This is a genomic window from Methanoplanus limicola DSM 2279 (assembly GCF_000243255.1).
Taxonomy (GTDB): Archaea; Halobacteriota; Methanomicrobia; order Methanomicrobiales; family Methanomicrobiaceae; genus Methanoplanus; species Methanoplanus limicola.
Map to the genome: position 1 here is coordinate 878,349 of NZ_CM001436.1, position 22,809 is coordinate 901,157.

Genomic DNA, 22,809 nt, shown 5'->3' on the forward strand with positions numbered 1-22,809 from the left:
CACCGGAAATATTTGCCGGAAATGATAAAAATTCAGTCTTAAATTACCTTCCCCGACAGGATAATTAATATTAAATTTTGCAACTATTTCAGTATTCTCTATTGCATTTCAACAGAAAAAATGCCAATCAGATATATCCTGAATAAGGTTTCACAGTAAGCAAAGCAATGCCTGCACAGCAAAAAGAAGTAAAAATAATTAATTCTGTTTAACAATCATATATCCGCCGGAGAGCAGAATAACTCCGAATATTATAGCTATAACTCCAAGGAATTTCTCAACAATAACTGTGATAACATCAATTGAAAAAGTCATACCAACACCAAGAATAACAAGCATTATTCCAAGCAAAACCGAAATTGCACCTAACCAGTCCATTTTAACACCTCATAATACAGCATAGCAAAAAACGGGAAAGTAAAATTATCAACCTTTAATCCCGGAAATTCTGCTATACTCAGTTATATACAATAGAGACAACAATCAGATATTAACTTTGTCAATTAATTATCCTAAATAACTTTTCATAGAAATAAATCACATCCTGTAATCATAGAGCAGAACTCACATCCTGTTTATCCCCGAATTTATGGAGAAGAATCCTGTAGCACCCAATCAGGAGTGCAATAAATATAGGCCCCATTATAAAACCCAGAATGCCCATTGCGGCAATACCTCCAAAAAATGCAATAAACATAATTACAGAATTTATACTCGTCCTTTTTCCCATAAGAACCGGTCTCATCCACCAGTCGGGAATAGCACATAAAAGGGGCCAGGCAACTACAATAATAATTGCCAGACCATACCAGTCAGATACCGAAACTGCGTACAGAACAAGGAAGGCAATGAGTATAACAGGGCCAAAAATCGGAATTAAAGCCAGAATTCCGGATATTACCGCATAAAACATAATATGCTCATACCCCAGAATATAAAATACCGGAAATGCGATGAAAAATACCGCCAGTCCAACTGCAATATGGACATTGAAGAGTGCATAGAGCATGTCCACAACCGAATCACGCATGATTGAAATCGTGCTGAGGCTCTCTTCCGGTAAAATGCCCTCAATCTCGGCATAAATCTTCTCACCGAATAAAAGGAAGAGAAATATCGAGAGAAACAGTATCATTACCTTTATCAGAACCATTGGCGCCATTACAAGGAGACTTATCAGATAATTTCTCATATCATCAAGCGAAGACCGGAAGAAATCCGAGATCCATGGGAGCGGATTGACCTTTTCACCAAAACCCGAAACCCCTGAGAACAGCTCATTATTGAGCCACCAGAGAATGGAATTTATAAGGTACATCAGATAGTCTATATTATCATATAGTACGATGGCTGCGACATACACCGCAACAACAATCCCCACAGCGACAGCAGTAGTCAGAATTGCAGACGAAAACCCGCCTCTCATATACCGGCAGAGATACCTGTGTGCCGGAAGGAGAAATACCGAAAATGAACCGGCTATGATGATTACACCGGCAAAATCCCAGAATGCCAGGATTGCAGCAATTATGATAATCCCGATTATCACATATGTCAATCTGTCCCCACTGCTAATATCTCCGGGCATAACAGAGATAATGGTTTTACTTTGATAAATATCTTTTTTGCCGAGAAGTTATCCGCGAATAAAAACTACAAAATCTATATTATTTGTCATTATCATCATCATTATTTAAAAAAATCAATATTATCATCATTATCATCATTATTTAAAAAATATTCATACAAAATAATTGTGAAGCTCAGACACCAAGGGACCTCAGTGCAGCATCAAGTCTCTCCATCCCTGTCTTTATCATCTCCTCATCTGCATTTGAGAAGTTGAACCTGATATTATCAAGCCCTCCGGAACCGGCATAAAAAGGCACTCCCGGAAGAACGGCCACATTTTCTGCAAGTGCCCTCTCAAAAAGAGTGAGTGATGAAATCCCTGCCGGAAGTCCGGCGAGCATAAACATCCCGCCTTCAGGATTTGTATGAGTCAGGCGATCCATGAAGAGATCGTCCATAATGTCCAGCATTACCCGGCATCTTGCAGAATAGACAGATGTAATTTTTCTGATATGGGAGTCAAGGTCATTGTCCCAAAGATACCTTGCCATAATCTTCTGGCAGAGGAAGTTGGAATGGAGATCTGCTGCCTGCTTCGCACTGTCAAACTGACTAATTATCTCTGCCGGAGCATATATCCAGCCAATTCTCATCCCCGGAGCTATGATCTTTGAGAATGAACCGCTCATGATTCCGTTTTCACCGGCAAATGCCTTTACAGGAATTCTTGGCTTTCTGTCAAAGGCAAGTTCGCCAAAGGCATCGTCCTCATAAAATACGGTTGAAGAACCTTCAAGAATCTCACCGATTTTCTTTCTGGTTTCCTGTGAATATGTTCTCCCTGAAGGGTTCTGAAAGTTTGGAATACCATAGAAGAATGCAGGATTTTTCTTACAGACAAGATCTTCAAACTCCACTGTATCAATTCCGTCATCAGACAATCCGACCGTTGCAAATTCAGGCTCGTACAATGAGAAAGCCTCAATCGCCCCAAGATATCCGGGCCTTTCCATACCAATGCAGTCGCCGGGATCGGTGAATATCTTGGCAACAAGATCAAGGCACTGCTGTGAACCATTGACAATTCTTATCTCATCAGAACCTGCATTCAGGCCAAGCCTTTTGTTGTACCGGTCTGCAATATACTCACGGAGGGGCAGGTATCCGTCAGTGGTTGTGTACTGGAGTGCCTCAGAACCTTCATCTTCAAATACAGAAACTGCTGCTGATTTTAAGCCCTCAACATCCAAAAGATCTGCCGACGGAAGACCGCCGGCAAAAGAGATCACACCCGGTTTTGAGGAGAGTGAGAATAGTCTTTCAATAAAAGATTCGGGCATATTTGACATTCTTGCGGCAAACTGGTAATTCATCAGGGTAATATTTGCGGTTCAGGACAATATATTTTACACCCGAAAATTTATTAGGATTGCAAAATAATCAATCCGGAAGTACTTCCGGCAGACTATATGAAAGATAAAACAGATATTCATAACAGATGAAAATTGATGAATTCAGACTTGAGAGATTTCTCGCGGAATATGAATTCAGTGCACCGCATCTTCTGTGCACCTCAGACTGTCAGTCGGTTTCAGTCAGTGATCTTCTCGGCATGACAGAATATTCGCTCTCAGACCTTGGAAAACTTCACCTCGGATATACGGAATCAAAAGGGTCACCCCTGCTGCGTGAAAAGATCTCAGAATTATACACAGATATCAGTCCGGACGAAATCGTAGTATTTGCAGGCGCTGAAGAGGCGATATTTGTCTTTATGAATGTATTTCTCAGCACCGGCGATCATGTCATTGTCCAGTATCCGGCATACCAGTCATTATATCAGATAGCAGAGGCAGCCGGGTGCAGTGTCAGCAGATGGATGATGAAGGAAGAAGACGGCTGGAAACCTGATATTGAAGAACTAAAGAATATGATTCAGGGCAATACAGGAGCTATTGTCATAAACACACCGCACAACCCGACCGGTTATCATTTTACAGAGGCAGAATTTAAAGAGATCAGGGAAATTGCAGCAGAAAAAGGGATAACCATTCTCTCAGATGAGGTCTACAGGGGGCTTGAATACGACAGAAGTGACAGACTTCCGGCTATGGCAGAGATATACGGGAAAGGTGTCTCCATTGGAGTCATGTCAAAGGCTTTCGGCCTTGCCGGTCTCAGAATCGGGTGGCTAATATCAAAAGACAGAGAACTCTTAAAGAAGATAATGGGCTTTAAGGACTATACAACAATATGCTCATCAGCACCCAGTGAATTCCTCTCCACCGCAGCCCTGACTGTATCGGAGGAAATCTTCCGGAAAAATGTTGCCATAATACAGGAAAACCTCCCATATCTGGACCGTTTTTTTGAAAAACAGAGGGATACCTTCTCGTGGGTAAAGCCGGGAGCAGGGCCGATTGCATTTCCCTGCATCCTTACCGGAGAAGACAGCATGGAATTTGCAGTGAGAACCATAGATAATTCAGGAGTCCTGCTTCTGCCTTCTGAGATCTACGATTTTGGCACCCGGAATATCAGGATCGGATTCGGACGGGAGGATATGAAAATTTCGCTTGAAAAATTTGAGGATTTTCTGGAGGGCAGATATACTCACTCATTTCAAAACGGGAATTAAGGTAGAGGGCTATTGTAAAGTAAAGGCATTTATATAATAATGGGAAGACCTCCGTCTTTAACAGACAGAAAAAACCCCTGCCGGAAAAATTTCCGGCTATTTTTCACACTCTTCTGATGCAACACGAAGAAATCCGGGATAGCAGAGATTCCACCGTATTGCAGCAAATCTGATGACAATTACAGTCAGGGTTCCGATAATTGTATTTAATGCAAATGTCTCAGGGGTATATGTCATAAGCAGTACATAGATGATACCTCCTGCAAAAATCGGTGTTGCGTACAATTCAGGCCTTAAAATCAGATTTTTCCGGTCAGTAAGGATATCTCTGACAATACCACCCGTAATTCCGGTCAGGATACCCATAATGACAGCGATAGTAGGGCCGTACCCGAGAAGAAGGGTTTTATCTATCGCCTGGATATTGAATACCGCAATTCCGACTGCATCAAGATGAAGAAGCGGTTTATGCGTCCTCCATAAGAGATCTTTCAGGAAGAAGGCCACAACTGCTGCAAAAACTGCAATCCAGACATAAATTACATTATCAAGCCAGAAAACCGGTGCATCAATAATAATATCCCTGAGTGTTCCGCCGCCAAGTGCTGTAATCACGCCGACTACAACAACCCCAAAAATATCCATTCCCCTTTTCGAACCGGCTAATACGCCGGTAATTGCAAAAACAGCAATCCCTGCGACATTCAGAATAATATTGGATGTTATGTAATCAAATGCCATTTGTTAATGCACCATATATGATATTTCAGAAACCGCCGGAAGTTCCCACCAATATATAAAATCGGAATATATCCCTCATTTATCATTAAGACATATAACTGCATCACAGAAAATTTTTCCTCCACATGAATATTACAAGAAGAGAAGATAAAAGGAAAGAGAGGAGGAGGAGTATGGGAAAAGCAGCAGGATAATCTGACATCGGCAGAGGAACATTCATTCCGAAGAGACTTGCAATGATATTTGGAATTGCGATAACAATTGTAACTGATGCCAGCAGCTTCATCACCTGGTTCATATTATTGTTAATTACAGACGCAAACGCATCCATCATCCCGGAGAGAATGCTGGAGTAGATATTTGCCATCTCAATAGCCTGCGTGTTCTCTATGATAACATCCTCCAAAAGATCTGTATCCTCCTCATACATTCTAAGCGGCCTGAATTTCAGTATTTTCTCGAGGACGCCCTCATTTCCCTTCAGCGATGTGGAGAAGAATACAAGACTCTTCTCAATATTTAAGAGCTGAATAAGCTCCCTGTTTTTCATAGACTTCTGTAGATTAATCTCAATTGCCCCGGATTTCCGGTCAAGAATTCTCAGGTAACGTAAGTACATAAGGGAGTTTTTATACAGAACTAAAAAGAGCAGCCTTGTCCTTTTAAATGTGCTGAATTTCAGGAATTCATCATTTAAGTACCCGGAGATAAGAGGATTTTCCCTCAGACAGACAGTAACAAGGTACTTTTCGGTGATCATTATACCAAGCGGCAGAGTGCTGTATTCATATGGTGTAGTCTCCGAAGTCTCCTCAGGGATATCCACCACGATCAGCGTAACTTCTCCCTCAAATTCAAGGCGGCTTCTCTCCTCCTCATCAAGTGCCGCGTAGAGATATTCTTCAGGAATACCTGTAATTTCTGAGACAGAGGAAATCTCATCTGAGGATGGTCCGGTGAGATGAATCCAGCAGTCTTCCTCAATATCCGTTATCCTCTCCTGTATAACAGACTCTCCCGATTTTCTGGTTTTAATAATTTCAATCATACTTCTCTTCCGGAAACATTACAGCATTCAGCCAGAACATAAAGGCATCCCAGGTTCAGATATAAGGGATCAGATTTTGCAGATTCCATAACAAAGGCAGCACAAATCCCTTTCATTCCTAATATCTGATATACCAGGTATATAAATAACTAATCTGTACTGATTATGGATTAAATATCGAAGATATTAAAACCTGTAAAACATATACTGAAAATACAGTAACATTACCAGTGACAGCACACCCGGAAAAATAAGCAGCCGGAAGAGTGAAGAGATCAATAATACAGTAAGGCATAGAGTTATAATAACAAGAACAGATATAACCGATTAAAACAATATTATAATAACTGGAGTTGGAATTTCTGGCAAGTTATAAAGGGAACAGTGATCCGGGCGAAGCAATAATCAGAGTTAAGCTGCCTAATAAGAAGAAAGACGAGATTTTTGCTACCGCAGATCTGATGCTCGGTGCAAATCACATAAGAGTAAGATGCTATGACGGCATAACAAGGACAGGCAGAATTAAAGGAAAAATCAAGAAGAGAGTCTGGATCAGAGAGGGTGATGTTCTGATTGTAGTTCCGTGGTCATTCCAGGACGAAAAGTGCGACATCATCTACAGGTACACCAGACCACAGGTGGAATGGTTAAGGAAGAATAAATATATTTAATATTTATATCACATATTTTCAATTTTAATTATATATTCCTTAATTACTATTTTACTGACGTCCTGAAGAGTATACTCGGCAGGAGTTCCCGAAGGAGTCAATCCTCCGGATATAATTGAATCTCCGCTGAAATAATTGTCCCAGGCAACAGAATAATCATTGCCGGAGTCAGGAACATATTTTATCGTAACATCTGCTGTTGGGTCACAGTCATCTATTGTAGTATCAGGCGGATTTAACATACTCATCTGGAGAGCACCTATACCACTCAGATACTGTTTAACCGGAGATTCTACAGAGAGCAGACTTATCACCAGAGTGCCGGTATCATCATCCATAAACCACCGGGGATCCGCAGCCATAACCGAACCGGCATTAAACTTCTGCCTTCTGACAAATGCGCCGTTCTCAATTGACATCACTGCCTCACCTTCAGAAGAGGTGTATCTCAGCTCCCCCGGGTAAAATATCTTACTTCCGGGTGAACCGTCAGAGAGAGTATATTCAATTTCAAAATACTGCACACTCTCAGATACGTTGATAGTCTCAAGATTACCCCCGGATACCATAACAGAGAGATCGCGATACGGAACATTGCTGAATGTCAGAATTTTCATATCATTCTGAATGGTTATCATCGTCTGCTCCATACTCTTCTCATCAGAACCAACCTGAGTTTCAATCAAAACCGGATAACCATAAAATGTAACCATCGCAATTCCGGTTATGACAATGGAGAACATTATTATAAACCCTATAGATTCTGAAACTGCATTATCATCCCTTAAAGCCCTCAGACTATGTATAAATCCACATATGGTCTTAGAGCTTATAGTCATCTGAAACCTCCGGAGTCATATGTTATCACATTTTCACCTGTACCTGTGGTATTTCCTGTAACACCCCTTGTTGCACCTATACCTGAGAGGGAGATTCTTGTTGTAATATAACCGTCAGTGACAATTATAGTCTGTCCGGCCCCGGTCGCCAGTGGATCAAGCCTCAGATAATACTCTTTCCCGGCAACATCATCAGGAATATTAAAAGATGTCACAACCCTGCCGGTCTCAGGTGCAACCGCATAAAGATCCACAACCCTTACACTCATACCATTGCCAATATCCACAAAAGAGTTGTATTTTATAGTATTCGAGGGTTTTTCGATGAATATTGTGTTCGCCGCAAAAAAGACAACTACAAGCATCACAACCATGACTGTTGTAATGTTTAAATACTCAACCATAGTGCTCACTGCTGAGTCATCAGGCCTTCTGAGCATCCTTTTGCAGTTATTTATCACCCTGTCGGAGATATCCACCCCGTAACAAGGTAATTTTGACCAGAATAATAACTCAGATGACAATATCATCCCCCGTATAGTATTTATTTTTCATTCAGAATACCTCATTTTTTTGTGAATAAATTATAGGATTCATCATATGTCGTAATTCCATTATTGAAATGGATTAAAACCTCAGTGTAATCATAAAGTGCATTGCTGCCGGGAGTGCCCTCTGATAGTTCAGATACGGAATTGCTCCTTGTAAGAGAGAGAAGAGACAGTTCATCAATAAGATCATTCTTTGTGCCGTTATCCTCAATTCTGAAAATTCCGGCTGAGAGATCCCTTACATCCTGAATTTCAGTCTTGGGAAATTCAAGCACAGCTTCTGAAGTGGTCTGCCCGACAAGGATCGACTGATTAATCAGAAAAGCCAGGAAAAATATTGAAACACTTACTACAAATCCCATAAGGACAATCCACTGCCCTTCATCATTTATTCTCTCCATAATATCACCTCAAAGCGGACAATACTCTCACTTCCGTCCCATTCAGTCAAAAGATACCTCCCTGTACTTACAGAAGGTCTTTTTGCGTAATTTTCCGGATTGTCAGGCAGGGACTGATTCTCAACCGCCCCGGCATCCACATAATATATAGCAGAACTGAAACTGAGTGAATCTACTATAGTGGTAGCACCGGTTCCGGATGAGATGAGTTCGCTAAAACTCTCTCTGAACTGCAGGGCAGCAGCAGACTCAGATACTCCTCCGGCGTCAATTCCGGAGACTATATCCTCAAGCTCACTCTCATCACCGTAAATATAAGGTGTTGACATAACCCTTAAGGCATCAAAGCCAAGCTGCTCAGTCTGCATATCGCTGATATGGACATCTGCCGGGGTGTAAACCGAAGCAGTGCCCACTATAAAAAAAGCGGTTGTAAGCATGATGAGTCCGGCAACAAGGCCTTCAATGGTAAAAAGCTGCGCTTCATCACCGGGAATCACCATACTGCAACCTCCATCACAACCGGAACCAGATAAGGTTCGGCCATATAATCCCGGCCGTAACCATAATCGAAATCTCCGGATGTGTAGTTATGATCATATAAATTATTATCAAATTCATATGTCAGATTCATGACAACCTGAAATACCGCATCTGCCTGGGAGGAGAACATAGTCGGAGGGAGCAGCATAAATCTGACAGTATCAGAATCTGTCACATTAATGTCATCTGCTGAAGCATCACTTCCCATAGTATAATAAACCCCGTCAACATCGAACCTGTATGTGGTATTCTCAAAACGGTCATAATTCCTCGGAACATATGCCCCGGACTTGTAGTAACGTATCTTTGTAATCTTTACTGATGAGATATAGCTCTTATTCAGGGATGCTGAGAAATTTGAGATCTCAAATAATACAGAATCAGATAGTGGATTTATTCTGTACTCCACCGGAATTTCAGCATTGATGAGTTCACTGTAATTTAAACTGAGTGTAATATCTGTATCAACAGAGGTGAGATTTCTTTCAGCAATATTTGTATTGTATTCTTCGCAGTTAATCTCAGCCACAGGATCAATTCTGATAAGACCGAGTCTTCTCATATATCCATAACCCATATCCGGAACAGGAGAGCCTGCATAATAGGCAGGACCGTCCTTAATCTTCAGGGAGATGTTATAGTTGTACTCAATCTCACCGAATACCGCAAGGTCACGGTAATCATCATCCGTAAACTCAAAATTACCCTGATTAAAGAATTCAATGACCTTTTTTTCAGATAAAACTGCCGGAGATTCAGAGGATAATGAAAGCCCGAATCTCTCGATCTCATCCTTATCCGGTACAGCCAGGTATTCCCAGCCAGGGTCTGAAGGAGAACCCGGGTCTTCCATCAGTATCACAGATGTCCGGTACGCAACAGCATCATAATCAATTCCTGCTCCATTTATACCGACAAAGAGTCCCGGAACGATACTGACCACCATTATAAAAGCCACAATAAAGATCCCAAAACCGACCAGAAAATCAATGGTAAGAAATCCGTCATCGCTACAGTAATCTCTCAGTTCAGACCACATCCCCGGTCATGGAATCAAACTTTAAGGCCGTCAGATTTCCTCTGTCATTGATAAAAATCCTGTAATAACCGGAAGTAATCTCAATATCCATATGAGAACTCTCAGAATTATCAGTTATTCCTGTTATAAGATCATAATTCTTCTCAAATAACTCAGCAGACGGGATAATCTCATCAGTATTAATCTCCCCGCCATACAGGACTCCGGGCCATTCCTCCTCCTGCCATCCCGGCAAAGTGTATTTTAATAAAACATTTTTACCATCACTGACAGCACCAACAATCCAGGAGTCACAATTTCCATATATATCTGCGTTGGTCCCGCGGATTATCCGCACAGAATAATTGTCCCCGGTGAGATAACCGTCAGAGACAGAGAGGTTTAACTGCATAAACGCATACCTGAGATCCATTCTGTCATTATCAGAAAGAGAATCTCCGGAAGTATCATTAAATATTCCGGGGGGCTCTGAATCACCAGCAGAATATGTATTTTCTCCGGACACCTGGCCGGCAGGCACTTCACCCAGACATCCGGATAAAAAAACAAGTGATGTAATGATGAGCAGAACTGAAAAAGAGAGATATTTCACAACAGCAACACCGGTCATATTTACAGATTCCATATTTAAGATGAAACATTAATTAATCTTTGCCGGATAATCCGCCAGGAAATAATATTCACTGATGACAGATAACTGTCAGTAATGATACAGAACAGCAACAGAGGCATGAATATATTTCCGGAAAATAAAAAAGAATCGCTGAAAAAACACCTTAAAAAACGCCATAGAGGCAATTAAGGTGCAATTCAGGCAAAAAATACCCTTATTCAAGGGTGTGAATAACCAGACCAGACAGAAGTTTCGGTTCAAACCATGTGGACTTAGGAGGCATTACATTACCCTCATCGGCAACAGAGAGAACAGTCTCCACTTTTACCGGCTGAAGTGAGAATGCAACTTTAAAGGCACCGCTGTCAACCCTTCCTTTAAGATCAGCAAGCGGTCTTGCGCCGCCGAGATACTGAAGCCTTGGATCTTTTCTGGGATCGGTTATACCAAGCATATCTTCCATAACTTCCTTCTGAAGCACAGATACATCAAGTGATCCAATCACATCTTCCGGATTTCTGACAGGTGCGGACAACTCATACCACTTTCCTGCCAGGTACATATGAATTGTATGAATGGGTGTCTTTGAATCCTTTAGTGGCGGAATTCTGAATACCCGGTCATTAATCTCCCCGTATACCCTGACATCAAAACGGGATTTAATCTCAGCCATAAATGTTTCAGGACTGTAACTTCCAAGATCGGTTACAAGTCTTGAATAACCGTGGATCTTAACCCTGTTCTCCGCAAATATGACCGCCATAAAGCGATCAGACTCAGGAGTCATCCTTCCTTCTGATTCCCTCTTCTCTGCCACATTTACGGATGACTTAGCACGGTGATGCCCGTCGGCGATATAGAAGGAATCAACTCCGGCAAACATATCTTCAAGATCTGTTAAAATTCGCGGGTCAGATATTCTGAATACTTCATGCACCACACCGCTGCCTTCTCTGGCAACTGCATCAGGATTACCCTCAGGCACAAGGGAATCTATATATGAATAAATATCTCCGGAATCACGGTACAGAAGCACAACAAGGCCGGTGTTTGCATTTGTGGTATCGATGTGCTTTGTCCTGTCCTCTTCCTTGTCATAGCGGGTATGCTCATGCTTCTTAATCCGGTCTGCCCTGTAGTCATCAACTGATACATTGGATACAAATCCAAGGTAAATACTCTCACCCTGCTTAATTCTGTACAGGTATATACCAGGCTCCTCATCCTGCACTAAAAGACCTTTTTCCATCAGAATTTTGAGATTTCTGTCCGCAGCCTCATAGACCTCAGGCGATGCGGGATCCACCCCCGGAAGGGTTGCTTCAGACCTGATAACACGCATAAAACTCCGGGGCTGATTTTCAATAATCTCCTTTGCCTCCTCTGTGCTCACAACGTCATACGGAACTGAAGCTATATTTCCTGCTTCTTCTTTAACAGGCCTTACTGCTTTGAAAGGATATATTTTTACCATTTTATTAGTGCCTCTTTCAGATGCCTATTATTTGGTATTTCACAATGTTTATAATTGTCCGAATTATCATGCAGAAATTACTGATGAAATGATTAAAGAAAATTCCGGATATGAAAAAAGCTGTAAATGGCTGTAACTCCAATTGATATATAGCCGGCAGTCAGAGAAATTCACAATAATAGCGGAGATATTACAAAATGGATGATGACAAAATAATTATCAGAAGGGCAAAAACTGAGGACATACCCGGAATAATCGAAATAGAGAAGGAAATATTTGATGACCCCTGGCATAAAGACTCCTTTTATGAAGCAATATTCCTCTTCCCCGGACTTTTCTTTGTTGCCACAGATGACTCGGAAATTACAGGCTTTCTGACCGGAGGAATAGAAGATACCGGCGAGGAGAAATATGGCCATATAATGAATATAGGCACTAAAAAAAGCCGTCAGGGAGAGGGCATTGGCAGCCTCCTGATAAAAAGACTTGAATATGAACTGATTCTCCTTGGAGTTTCAGGCATTCAGCTTGAAGTAAGGGTCTCAAATACCGGCGCACAGGACTTTTACAGAAAACTTGGATTTAGTGATGTCTTTGTAATATCCGAATATTACAGTGACGGGGAAGATGCCCTGCTCATGGGATTCTGGTTCGACTGAGAAGAAGCACATAGAAGAAGCACATCCGGATTGTAAATTATAGATTATAAACATATATTCAGGAATAACCGGAACGAAATGGAGATTATTTCTAAGCGTGCATTCTAATCTCACTACATAGTCTTTAAGCAAACTTTCCGGATAATTTCTGAAAGTCTTGTATTAGACCATACTTTTCTGAAAAAAACTATATCCCTTACAAAAACTCTCATAGAATAATGGGGAGTAAAGAATACGGAATCTCGGTTCACATCTTCAGGCGTGATCTCCGCCTTGATGACAATACTGCGCTGCTGAATGCACTTGAAAGATCAGAAAGGGTAATTCCGGTTTATATCGCCGAACCGGAATTCAGTATAAATAACCAAAATATTCCGGAGGTCAGGCATTCCTTCATCATCAGATCTCTGAATGAACTTGACCTGGAACTGAAAGAGAAAGAAAGCCGGCTTTATTATTTCAGTGACGGAACAGAAAAAGCACTGGAATACCTGATAAAAGAGACCGGTGCTGAAGCATTTTTTGCAAACCGCGATTATTCACCATATGCACAAAAAAGAGATATAAAAGCAGCTGAAATTCTGAACTCTGCAGGAATTACTGATTACTGCCTGACACCCGATCTTATGCTGAATGAACCCGGCAGGGTACTCAGAAAAGACGGTGGTACATACAGCGTATTCACCCCATACTTCAGACGTGCAGAGGAGCATAAGGTAAGAGTGCCCCTGAAATGCAGATATGACAATTTTTACAGGAGTTATGATATAAATCCAGACAAAAATATTATTCCGGGCGGCAGCAATACCAAAATAGAAGTTAAATACGGCACAGAGGGACTCAAAACCGGTTCTGAAAGAAATCACCTGAAGGGAGGAAGGGCTGAGGCACTTAATCTCCTCGGTAAACTTGCAGAACTGAAAGACTATAGCAATACAAGAAACATTCCGTCTGTAAAAGGCACAACATATCTCTCAGCCCATTTAAAATTCGGCACAGTCTCTGTCCGTGAGGTTTACAATGCAATAGCCGGCACATTGGGCTATGACTCTGAACTGTTGAGGCAGCTTTACTGGCGGGATTTTTATATATATACAGCTTTTCACAACCCACATATATTCACCGGACCATTCCACAGGAAATATGAGAAACTCCCATGGAATAACGATGAGAAACTCTTTGAAAAATGGTGCACAGGAAATACCGGATTTCCGATTGTTGACGCAGGCATGCGCGAACTGAACTCAACCGGATATATGCACAACAGGGTCAGAATGATAACTGCATCATTTCTGGTTAAGGACCTGCACATAAACTGGATGCGGGGTGAGAGATATTTCGCATCAAAACTTCTCGACTATGACCCCTGCATCAACAACGGGAACTGGCAGTGGTCAGCATCAACAGGATCTGACTCGCAGCCGTGGTTTCGGATATTCAACCCATGGCTTCAGCAGAAAAAATATGATCCTGACTGCATATACATTAAAAGATGGGTTACGGAACTGTCAGATATACCACCGTCCCGGATCCATAATCCTGACCTCATGAATAAACATGAAATTAAAGGATACCCTCATCCGGTTGCTGACCACAGGGAAGAATCACAGCTCAGCAGAAAAATATTTTCGGAGACCAACAGAAAATAGACTGTCTGAATGACAAAAATACAATATATGCCCGTATTATGATGCAATTCATAGTAATAAGCAAACTTCCCGGACCATTACGGGAAGTTCTGCATTATACCATATTGCTGTAAAAGGCAGATCAATATTATCACCGGAACTAATCAGCTTCATTTGAAATCCGGCACACCACATAATAAAGATATATATATAGTCAGGACATAATCAGACATTAGTGATAATTATGAGCACCGAAAACAGGACTCAGCTTAAGGGAAAGGTACTGAATTTGAAGGACCTTGTGGAATACCAGACCGGAAGTGTTGCAAGCAGGATGGTAATAAAAAACTCCTGCGGGAGCATTACAGTATTTTCATTTGATGAGGACGAGGGTCTTTCAGAGCATACAGCACCTTTTGATGCAGTGGTCACTATTCTTGACGGTGAATGTGAAGTCTGGGTCGCCGGAGAGACAAACATTATGAAAGAGGGAGATACAATCATATTTCCGGCAGATGTCCCTCATGCTCTCTCGGCGATAACAAAATTTAAGATGGCCCTTACAATGATACGTGGTAATGAATCAGAAAAAGAGAGTGATTCAAAAGATCCAAAAGACGATATGAAATTTGAATGAATTGAGGTGAGACATTGAATGATGATAAAGACGGTGTGTACTGCACCATATGCGGCGGAATGGTGCCCGAAGGAGATAATATCAAAAAGATCGAGATTGACGGCATAATTACCGGAATAAACATGCTCAGCCATATTATTCAGGATGTCAGAAAAGAATCACCGGCAACCGATGTAGCAGTTACGGAAGAACTGCTTAAAAGAACTGAAAAATACAATTATATTCCCTCAAAAAAGAGAGAGTCATACGGCAGGGCACTGCTTAACGAGTATAAAAACTTCAGCGACTGACCTGGATATTCACAGTGTATTATTCGTATAATTTAACCTTTACAAAAACCAAAATTTTTTCAGATGCCGGCATACAGGAAAGGAGACGTAGTGCTTGCTACAGTCGGGATGAATGGAAGATGGCCGGACAAAGTTCGCCCCGCAGTAATTATCAGGGATTCCGGCGGAAAAGATGTGGAACTATGCCCGGTAACAAGCAGAATACCAAATAGTGGAAATTTCATCCCGGTTGAACTGTATGACTTTGAATCCGGCGGGCTTGATATGTTCAGCGAGAGCTACATTCTGCTCTCGGAGAAGAGAACCATCAAAAAAAGAGAGATAGTATGCAGAAAAGGCAGACTCTCGAAAGAATTTATATTGGAGATTACAGCAGCATTCAGCTCCTGAAAATTGGAGAAGAGTCATAATTATAATGTCTCTAAAATCAGCTAAAGATATTTAAACACTGCCGGATTAAAGAGATATCTACAGAACATTAACAGTTCAGGATGACATCATGCCGGCGAACATCTTACCAAAAGAAATAGGATTTGCATATGCATTTATTGTAATATTTCTTCTTGCATATCTCTGGAATAAGAAAATAATAACCAGAAAAAAAGCAATTCCGATATTAATCATCTCAACAGCACTTGGATTCCTTATCTTTGCACCCATTGCACCGCATAATTTTCAGAGCCTTATACTGAAGGATACCACAAGGCTTGGCGGCCCGCTGCTTGTCGCAACGATAGGAATGTCTGTGATGCTTGCTGTGACACTTATTTTCGGCAGGATCTTCTGTGGACATATCTGTCCGGTTGGAACAGTACAGGAACTTGCATCCCTGATACCCGCACCTAAATTCGGACGTAAACTGAAGAGAGAGACGATATCATTCCGGGCGATAATCTTCATAGTCATAATCACAGCGGCATACTTTTACTCCTACGCTGTAGTTGACCTGTTCGGGATATATGAGTTCTTCCACCTTACACTGGGGGTTCTCTTCATAGTATTCCTTCTGATAATTATTGCATCAGTATTCTTCTACAGACCGTTCTGCCGCCTCATATGTCCTTACGGAACACTTCTTGCCATACTCTCAGCTTACAGCGTACTTGGAATACAGAGGGGCAGTGAGTGTATAAACTGTGGAAAATGTGAAAAGGTATGTCCGGTTGACGAAGCCAAATTCGGTGATATGAGGGCAGAATGCTATATGTGCGGCAGATGTCTGGAAGTCTGCCCGAAATCCGGAGCAATCTGGTACGGCCGCCCGGAGGAGAAGGAGAAATAGTCACAAAAGCTGCATAAAAAATAAAATAAATGCTATTTTAAAAGAGTTTTATCTGCCAAGCTGCTTATGTGCCCGTGCAAGATGACCTGCACCAAGGGCACCAAGCAGTGACAGTTCACCGGCTAAAACCGCTGAGGCTACAATCTCTGCAAACTTAGAACTGTTTGAACCTGAGGATTCCCCTCCGCCGGCACAGCCAAGCATACTGAGGCATTCACGCTGAGTGTCAAGTCCGGTTCCGCCACCGACAGTTCCAACCTGAAGTGACGGGAGTGTGACAGAGACATAAACGCCCCCCTCTGCCGGATCGACAGTAGTTATCGCGTTTGCACCCTCAACAACATGTGCAGGGTCCTGACCACATGCGAGAAATACTGCTGCAATCACATTTGCCGCATGTGCATTGAAACCTATTGCGCCAGCCTTTGCAGAACCGACAAGATTTTTCCTTGTATTGACCTCCATCAGGGTTGGAGCATCGGTCCTGAAAATCTCCTTTATCATATCATCAGAGAGGAAAATTCCGGCCGATACAGTCTTGCCCCGGCCAAGTATCGCATTTATCGCCGCAGGTTTTTTATCCGAGCACATATTACCCGAAAGTGCGATCAAAACAGCGCCAGTCTCCTTTACGACCTCACCGGCAATTTTTTCGCTTGCAATGGTCACCATATTCATGCCCATTGCATCTCCGGTGGAGAACTCAATTCTGGCATAGACGCTTGTTCCGACAACAAAACAGACAATATCCTTCATTTTGCCGTGATTCGTGGTAGCCTCCGCAATTTCCCTCAGCCTGCCGGTATTATCATCAATCCACCCGACAATTTCATTTGCATGGGGCACAGACTTTGCTGCAAAGACCGGTGCACGCGTCATCCCGTCCCTGAAAATCCTTACTTCGGCACCCCCTGCCTTCGTAATAGCCTTGCAGCCCCTGTTAATCGATGCAATAAGGGCGCCTTCGGTTGTTGCAAGCGGAAGATAATATTCACCTTCTGCATACTCACCCTTAACCTTCAGTTTCCCCGCCACACCAAGAGGGATCTGAACTGCACCGATCATATTTTCACAGTTCTTGCTGCATGCACGGCTGACGTCCATTGTATAGCTGCCCGCTTTTTCAAGCGAAACACCCGTCTCTTCGCTTATGAAACTTCTCCTCACATAAAGTGCATCATCAGGAGAAAGAAGCGACTCAAGTGCGTGCAGTTTTGTGGTTCCCTCTTTTAACCCGGAAATATACTGCCTGAAATTTTCATCCATATTGATCAGTTATTGGTAATGAAGATACAATATTATAGTGTTCTTATGCCGGAAAAATGCTGGGGAATAAAGGTAAAAAAAATAATTGGCGAGGAGACAAGGCAGAGGCTTATCGCAGACGGAAATCTCCACCCGGACTTCAAACCAAAAAAAGACAGCGAGCATCTCTATTTTCCGGTAAAGGAGAAAATACCGGATTCAGAGACCTTTGAATTTGAGGCGAGAAGCGTAAAGCAGGAACTCCCGAGGCACGAACTTATAGGCGGAATTGCGGTCATTCATGAGAAAAGTAATAAAGACGCAGAGATGCTTCTTAGATCAAGGCCGGTCATCCATACTGTACTCTATTCAGAATCTGCCGTAACAGGAGAATACAGGACGAAAGACTACCAGGTTCTCGCAGGCGGGAATACAACGGAGACAGACTATACTGAATACGGTCTGAGATTTAAAATTGACCTCTCAAAGGCGTACTTCTCAGCAAGGCTTGCCAATGAAAGGCAGAGAATCCTGAACAGCATGAAAGAAGGTGAGAGATTACTTGATCTCTTCGCAGGCGTCGGACCATTTGCAGTTGCACTCAGCAGGAAAGCGTCAGTTGTAATTGCCAATGATATAAACCCCGATGCAGTCAGGTTGATGGATGAGAACATCCGGCTGAACAGGATAAAAAATATAACACCAATGCTTGGCGATGCCCTCCATATGCCGGGTATATTTCCGGACGGCTCATTTGACAGAATAATAATGAACCTCCCGATGAACTCTGTCCCATTCCTGAAAACGGCATTTCAGCTCTGCAGAAAAGGGGGTGTCATCCACTTCTACTCAATACAGGAGGAGGAAGGCGGGATGATGGAGGAATTAAGAAAATTCACCACCGGAAAAATCACCGAAAGAAAGGTGAGATCATATGCGCCAAAACTTCACCATGCGGTATATGATGTAATCTGCGAGTGAAAATCCGGGCACAAAATACTGAATTTAACGTGAACAGATACGGTTCTATCTTAAAAGAGATCTGATTTTCCGGAAATTACAACGGTTTTAAAAGGAACAGAGCTACCAAAATCGCATTAATCACCGCAGGAAACAGTAATAAACCAGATATAACATAATCATTAAACAGAAGGGATTTCAAATTATGGCATCAATAAGCGATTTAAAACTTGACGAGGCAGTGAACATAGGAAATCTCATCCTGACCCCTGAAAATGTTATTGCCTGTCTAATATCAATATTAATTGGATATATAATTGTAAGAATACTAACCTGCAGGATGGAGGAGATCATTGGCAAAAACACAAAAATGCCAAAGATAATGACAATTCACCTCATAAAAGCAGTGAAATTATTCCTATATCTGATTGTAATTCTCATCGCACTTGGATTTATCGGTGTCCAGTCGGCAACGATTATCCTAAGTGTAATGGCATTTATAAGTATAATTTTAGGTTTTGGTCTTCAGGACACTGTCAACAATATCGCTTCCGGTGTCTGGATTGCATCATCAAAGGCATATGATATTGATGACGAAGTTGTACTCGCCGGTGAATCCGGAGTTGTCAAGGATATGAACATTATGGCAACCGAGATTAAAAGGCTTGACAATACAAGGGTATTTATCCCAAACGGAAAGATCTGGAACGGCAGCATCGTAAATGTTACAAGAATGCCTACAAGGTTAATAGCAGCCGAATACGGGGTTGCATATGATACAGATATAAAAGATGCGATGGATGCAGCGCTTACAGTCTGCGAGAGGCATCCAAAACTTCACAGGGATCCAAAACCAATTGTAAGATTCAGGGAGATGGCAGATTCAGCAGTAATCCTGCAGTTAAGAGTCTGGGTCGATACTGACGACTACTATCAGGTGAAATCAGATGTATTGAATATGCTTTATGATGAACTCAATGCAAGGGACATCTCAATACCATTCCCGCAGAGGGATGTACACTTATACGGGCATAATGAAACTGCCTGAAAAATTATTTTTTATTATTCATCCCAAAATTAATCAGGTATAAGTGATTATCTGAATTAAATATGCTCATAACTGCCTGGCTGACAATTATTCTTGCATTTACCTTCACATTCACAAACGGATTTCAGGATGCAAGCTCGATAGCCGCCACATTTATAGCATCACGGTCAGGAACGCCAAGAAAGGGAATATTGTTTGTAGCCCTGATGTCATTTTCAGGTGCACTGCTTGGTGGCAGTGCGGTTGCATTCACCCTTTCAGGACTGCTCACCATAGATTCCGGTGCAGAAACCCTCAATGTCCTTTTTATTACATTAATCAGTGCAATATTCTGGAATTTCCTCACATGGAAGTATGCCCTTCCTTCATCCTCAACCCACGCACTGATAGGAGGGCTTCTCGGTGCAGGCATTGCTGCGGCAGGCACAGGCAGCGTATTCTGGGGTTTAAATGAACTCCTGACTCCGCCACATGAGATTACAGGTATGGTAAAAGTCATATTATTCTTTGTAATATCAATACTCATCGGACTGACTGCAAGCTATATCATGCGCAAAACAACTTCCCTAATTCTCCAGAATGCCAAACGAAGCGTCAATAAAAGTATCATAAAAGCAAACTGGCTTGCAGTGGGCCTGATGGCATTCTCAAACGGGTCAAATGACAGCCAGAAACAGCTTGGAATAATTGCACTTGTCCTCCTCTCAGCCGGAATTACAACTGAAATTGAGATGCCGCTGTGGGCAAGAGGATTGTGTGCAGTGCTTCTTGCACTCGGTACAGTTGGAGGAGGCTGGAGAATAATGAACACTCTTGGCCACAGGATATTTAAGGTAAAACCGATCCATTCCTTTGATTCACAGGTATCATCCGGACTTTCAATAGCCCTGTCAACGATTGCCGGAGCACCGATATCGTCAACGCACATCATCACATCATCAGTGATTGGTGTCGGTGCCGCAGAGAACAGAAAAAAAGTGAACTGGGGTGTTGGGAAGGATATTATTATTGCTATGGCAGTCACAATTCCGATAACAATGATAATATCAGGAATTCTTTATTACGCAATATTCACTCCCGGAGGTCTGATACTATAATGACCGGAAAAAGCAGGGAAGAGAGGTACAAAAAAAATAAAGGCCTGTTTGGATCATTATTCCCAAAGGAGCATGATTTCAGATTCATGCTTGCAGATCAGGCAGACAAGACTCTTGAAGGGGTACAGATTTTTGTAAACTGGCTTAACGAAAAGCCCTTAAGAGATCCAATTGAGCTTGAAATTATAGCGGGAGATGTTGACAAAATGCGCTACAATATGGAAGAAATATTAATTGAGGCTTTTTCAACACCTTTTGACAGGCAGGACATCTACAGCCTTTCAAGGAATATGGACTATATCCTCAACTACTCAAAAGAGACTGCAAGGGAAATATATGCCTATAAGGTGGACCCTGACCCTACAATACTCGATATGTCAAACGCACTCCTTTTTGGTACAAAATGTATATATGAAGGGGTAAATTCGATCAATAATGATGGAGACAAGATCAGAGAGATGATCCGGAGATCAAGAAGTGCCATACACGAACTTGAAGACATATATGTCACAGGAACAGCAGAACTTTTTAAATCAGACGATCCTATGAACGCACTCAGGAAACGTGAAGTTTACCATCACCTCAGAGATGCAGGGCGTGCACTGAGAAGCACTGTCGACACTTTACATACCGTTGTTGTGGGTCTGAATTGAAAATATACAGCAGATAAAAGTGGATATCGGAATATCCCTACAAATCCAACTTATTAAAAAGTAATAATCAGGCAATTATCCGGATTATAACAATCCCGGATTCAGTATCACCACAGCGGCATTTATTGCAGTTGCAATTGTCACCCACACAATATACGGAATGAGAAGATACGAGACTTTCCGGTTAAAATTCCATGAATAAACAATCAGGTACAGTATTGCAGACCAGAGGATAATAATACATATCAGCCCGGATACGGGACTTTTAAGTCCAAAGAAGAGAATACTCCAGAGTGCATTCAGAACAAGCTGAATACCAAAGACGCCGGTAAGAATGCGTACCCTTCTGTCAGCCAGATTTCCGCTTAAGAGGAGATATAACGAGATTCCCATAAGCAGGTATAAAATATTCCAGACAACCGGAAATACAATTCCGGGCGGAGTGAACCATGGTTTTACAAGAACAGTCTGATACCAGGATCCGGTCCCGGTCTCAGTGAATAATGAACCGATAAAGCCTGCAAGATAAGAGAGAATGACAGAACCTGCAAGGAGCGGAATATTTACGGATGAAATACTAAAATTACCCTTAGCCATAACATCAGAGTATAATCTACACCAATATATAGACTTAACCCCGGCAGAGAGTTAATTATTACCAGGAAAAATAGAAATTAAATAAATATTGAGGTTTTCCGGAGAACTTATCCGGAAAATCAGGGATTTATTCTTTCGGAGTTGGAGTTAATCCTTACTTTTTTTATTGTTATTCAGAAATCTTTACAGTTATTTATCAGGCACAAACTTTGTACCATAAACAATTGTTCCGCTCTCGCCGTCTGCAACAATCTTTCTGAAGGTCTGCTTGACAGGCATGCCGATGTAGATCTCGTCAAGTCCACATACAACAGGTGCAGTCATCCTTGTGCCTTCATCAAGCTCAATGATTGCAACGGGGAAAGGTGCCTCAAGATCATAGGGTGAACTTGCGGTCCTCACAATAGAGAATGTGACAACTTTTCCTGTGCCTTTGAATTTATAATCTACAATTTTGCCGTTTCTTCTGCATGACGGGCAGAGTGTCCTTGGCGGGAAGAAATAAGACCCGCAGGTCTCGCATTTTGTTCCGAGCAGATTATATCTGTGTGGCTGTTTACGCCAGAATCGCGGTACTGACATA

The 22,809-nt window shown here is 42.0% G+C and carries 27 protein-coding genes; 12 read left to right on the forward strand and 15 right to left on the reverse strand.

What is annotated here, in order from left to right; genetic code table 11:
• Positions 1–198: 198 nt before the first annotated feature.
• From METLIM_RS04240 to METLIM_RS04250, 3 genes are all read right to left on the reverse strand, one after another.
• Positions 199–378: a hypothetical protein gene (locus METLIM_RS04240; RefSeq protein WP_004076679.1), complete on the reverse strand. Its 180-nt coding sequence runs from the start codon at positions 376–378 to the stop codon at positions 199–201.
• Positions 379–550: 172 nt separating this feature from the next.
• A complete protein-coding gene (locus METLIM_RS04245) occupies positions 551–1,549 on the reverse strand; it encodes an AI-2E family transporter (protein WP_245543622.1) in 999 nt (332 codons plus the stop codon).
• 214 nt (positions 1,550–1,763) lie between these two features.
• A complete protein-coding gene (locus METLIM_RS04250; protein ID WP_004076681.1) occupies positions 1,764–2,945 on the reverse strand; it encodes an aminotransferase-like domain-containing protein in 1,182 nt (393 codons plus the stop codon).
• 125 nt (positions 2,946–3,070) lie between these two features.
• Between METLIM_RS04250 and METLIM_RS04255 the strand changes: the two genes are divergently transcribed.
• A complete protein-coding gene (locus METLIM_RS04255) occupies positions 3,071–4,210 on the forward strand; it encodes an aminotransferase class I/II-fold pyridoxal phosphate-dependent enzyme (RefSeq protein ID WP_004076682.1) in 1,140 nt (379 codons plus the stop codon).
• A 96-nt stretch (positions 4,211–4,306) separates the two neighbouring features.
• Here METLIM_RS04255 and METLIM_RS04260 read toward each other — a convergent pair whose 3' ends face one another.
• Together METLIM_RS04260 and METLIM_RS04265 are read right to left on the reverse strand one after the other, a co-directional pair.
• Positions 4,307–4,951: a trimeric intracellular cation channel family protein gene (locus tag METLIM_RS04260; RefSeq protein WP_004076683.1), complete on the reverse strand. Its 645-nt coding sequence runs from the start codon at positions 4,949–4,951 to the stop codon at positions 4,307–4,309.
• Positions 4,952–5,054: 103 nt separating this feature from the next.
• Positions 5,055–5,999, reverse strand: a complete 945-nt coding sequence (locus METLIM_RS04265) for a magnesium transporter CorA family protein (protein ID WP_004076684.1) — start codon at positions 5,997–5,999, stop codon at positions 5,055–5,057.
• Positions 6,000–6,352: 353 nt separating this feature from the next.
• On the opposite strand from METLIM_RS04265, the gene eif1A reads away from it, so the two are divergent.
• The gene (eif1A, locus tag METLIM_RS04270; RefSeq protein WP_004076685.1) at positions 6,353–6,670 is read left to right on the forward strand and encodes a translation initiation factor eIF-1A; all 318 of its coding nucleotides are present in this window, start codon (positions 6,353–6,355) and stop codon (positions 6,668–6,670) included.
• 8 nt (positions 6,671–6,678) lie between these two features.
• On the opposite strand, the gene METLIM_RS04275 is transcribed toward eif1A, so the two are convergent.
• From METLIM_RS04275 to METLIM_RS04305, 7 genes are all read right to left on the reverse strand, one after another.
• The gene (locus METLIM_RS04275; protein ID WP_004076686.1) at positions 6,679–7,509 is read right to left on the reverse strand and encodes a DUF7289 family protein; all 831 of its coding nucleotides are present in this window, start codon (positions 7,507–7,509) and stop codon (positions 6,679–6,681) included.
• A complete protein-coding gene (locus METLIM_RS04280) occupies positions 7,506–8,039 on the reverse strand; it encodes a hypothetical protein (protein WP_004076687.1) in 534 nt (177 codons plus the stop codon). The genes METLIM_RS04275 and METLIM_RS04280 overlap by 4 nt, the downstream gene beginning before the upstream one ends.
• Before the next feature lie 35 nt (positions 8,040–8,074).
• Positions 8,075–8,461: a hypothetical protein gene (locus METLIM_RS04285; protein WP_004076688.1), complete on the reverse strand. Its 387-nt coding sequence runs from the start codon at positions 8,459–8,461 to the stop codon at positions 8,075–8,077.
• The gene (locus METLIM_RS04290; protein WP_004076689.1) at positions 8,449–8,964 is read right to left on the reverse strand and encodes a DUF7288 family protein; all 516 of its coding nucleotides are present in this window, start codon (positions 8,962–8,964) and stop codon (positions 8,449–8,451) included. The genes METLIM_RS04285 and METLIM_RS04290 overlap by 13 nt, the downstream gene beginning before the upstream one ends.
• Entirely contained in the window at positions 8,958–10,043 is a 1,086-nt protein-coding gene (locus METLIM_RS04295) for a DUF7287 family protein (protein ID WP_004076690.1), read from the reverse strand. Before METLIM_RS04295 ends, METLIM_RS04290 begins: the two co-directional genes overlap by 7 nt.
• A complete protein-coding gene (locus METLIM_RS04300; protein WP_048145590.1) occupies positions 10,033–10,668 on the reverse strand; it encodes a hypothetical protein in 636 nt (211 codons plus the stop codon). The genes METLIM_RS04295 and METLIM_RS04300 overlap by 11 nt, the downstream gene beginning before the upstream one ends.
• A 202-nt stretch (positions 10,669–10,870) precedes the next feature.
• Positions 10,871–12,130, reverse strand: coding sequence for a DUF1015 domain-containing protein (locus METLIM_RS04305; protein ID WP_004076692.1), 1,260 nt, complete (start codon positions 12,128–12,130; stop codon positions 10,871–10,873).
• Between the two features lie 197 nt (positions 12,131–12,327).
• Between METLIM_RS04305 and rimI the strand changes: the two genes are divergently transcribed.
• The 6 genes from rimI to METLIM_RS04335 all read left to right on the forward strand — a co-directional run bounded on the left by rimI (position 12,328) and on the right by METLIM_RS04335 (position 16,626).
• Positions 12,328–12,789, forward strand: coding sequence for a ribosomal protein S18-alanine N-acetyltransferase (gene rimI, locus METLIM_RS04310; protein ID WP_004076693.1), 462 nt, complete (start codon positions 12,328–12,330; stop codon positions 12,787–12,789).
• A gap of 218 nt (positions 12,790–13,007) precedes the next feature.
• Positions 13,008–14,438, forward strand: a complete 1,431-nt coding sequence (locus METLIM_RS04315; protein WP_004076694.1) for a cryptochrome/photolyase family protein — start codon at positions 13,008–13,010, stop codon at positions 14,436–14,438.
• 223 nt (positions 14,439–14,661) lie between these two features.
• Positions 14,662–15,054, forward strand: a complete 393-nt coding sequence (locus METLIM_RS04320; protein WP_004076695.1) for a cupin domain-containing protein — start codon at positions 14,662–14,664, stop codon at positions 15,052–15,054.
• Positions 15,055–15,068: 14 nt separating this feature from the next.
• Positions 15,069–15,344, forward strand: coding sequence for a hypothetical protein (locus METLIM_RS04325; RefSeq protein ID WP_004076696.1), 276 nt, complete (start codon positions 15,069–15,071; stop codon positions 15,342–15,344).
• Positions 15,345–15,407: 63 nt separating this feature from the next.
• Positions 15,408–15,734: a type II toxin-antitoxin system PemK/MazF family toxin gene (locus METLIM_RS04330; RefSeq protein WP_004076697.1), complete on the forward strand. Its 327-nt coding sequence runs from the start codon at positions 15,408–15,410 to the stop codon at positions 15,732–15,734.
• Positions 15,735–15,843: 109 nt separating this feature from the next.
• The gene (locus METLIM_RS04335; RefSeq protein ID WP_004076698.1) at positions 15,844–16,626 is read left to right on the forward strand and encodes a 4Fe-4S binding protein; all 783 of its coding nucleotides are present in this window, start codon (positions 15,844–15,846) and stop codon (positions 16,624–16,626) included.
• A 48-nt stretch (positions 16,627–16,674) separates the two neighbouring features.
• On the opposite strand, the gene hmgA is transcribed toward METLIM_RS04335, so the two are convergent.
• Positions 16,675–17,892: a hydroxymethylglutaryl-CoA reductase (NADPH) gene (gene hmgA / locus METLIM_RS04340; RefSeq protein WP_004076699.1), complete on the reverse strand. Its 1,218-nt coding sequence runs from the start codon at positions 17,890–17,892 to the stop codon at positions 16,675–16,677.
• Between the two features lie 18 nt (positions 17,893–17,910).
• Here hmgA and METLIM_RS04345 point away from each other — a divergent pair, with 18 nt between their 5' ends.
• The 4 genes from METLIM_RS04345 to METLIM_RS04360 all read left to right on the forward strand — a co-directional run bounded on the left by METLIM_RS04345 (position 17,911) and on the right by METLIM_RS04360 (position 21,629).
• Positions 17,911–18,852, forward strand: coding sequence for a class I SAM-dependent methyltransferase (locus tag METLIM_RS04345; protein WP_245543582.1), 942 nt, complete (start codon positions 17,911–17,913; stop codon positions 18,850–18,852).
• Between the two features lie 184 nt (positions 18,853–19,036).
• Entirely contained in the window at positions 19,037–19,879 is an 843-nt protein-coding gene (locus tag METLIM_RS04350) for a mechanosensitive ion channel family protein (protein WP_004076701.1), read from the forward strand.
• Positions 19,880–19,941: 62 nt separating this feature from the next.
• The gene (locus METLIM_RS04355) at positions 19,942–20,976 is read left to right on the forward strand and encodes an inorganic phosphate transporter (protein WP_004076702.1); all 1,035 of its coding nucleotides are present in this window, start codon (positions 19,942–19,944) and stop codon (positions 20,974–20,976) included.
• Positions 20,976–21,629 (forward strand): DUF47 domain-containing protein, encoded by a 654-nt coding sequence (locus METLIM_RS04360; RefSeq protein ID WP_004076703.1) that lies wholly within the window; start codon positions 20,976–20,978, stop codon positions 21,627–21,629. Before METLIM_RS04355 ends, METLIM_RS04360 begins: the two co-directional genes overlap by 1 nt.
• An 84-nt stretch (positions 21,630–21,713) precedes the next feature.
• On the opposite strand, the gene METLIM_RS04365 is transcribed toward METLIM_RS04360, so the two are convergent.
• Both METLIM_RS04365 and METLIM_RS04370 read right to left on the reverse strand, forming a co-directional pair.
• Complete coding sequence (locus tag METLIM_RS04365; protein ID WP_004076704.1) at positions 21,714–22,226, reverse strand: TspO/MBR family protein; 513 nt, start codon at positions 22,224–22,226, stop codon at positions 21,714–21,716.
• Between the two features lie 189 nt (positions 22,227–22,415).
• Positions 22,416–22,808 carry a Zn-ribbon domain-containing OB-fold protein gene (locus tag METLIM_RS04370; RefSeq protein ID WP_004076705.1) on the reverse strand — a complete coding sequence of 131 codons (393 nt, stop codon included), beginning with the start codon at positions 22,806–22,808 and terminating at the stop codon, positions 22,416–22,418.
• Between the last annotated feature and the right edge of the window lies 1 nt (position 22,809).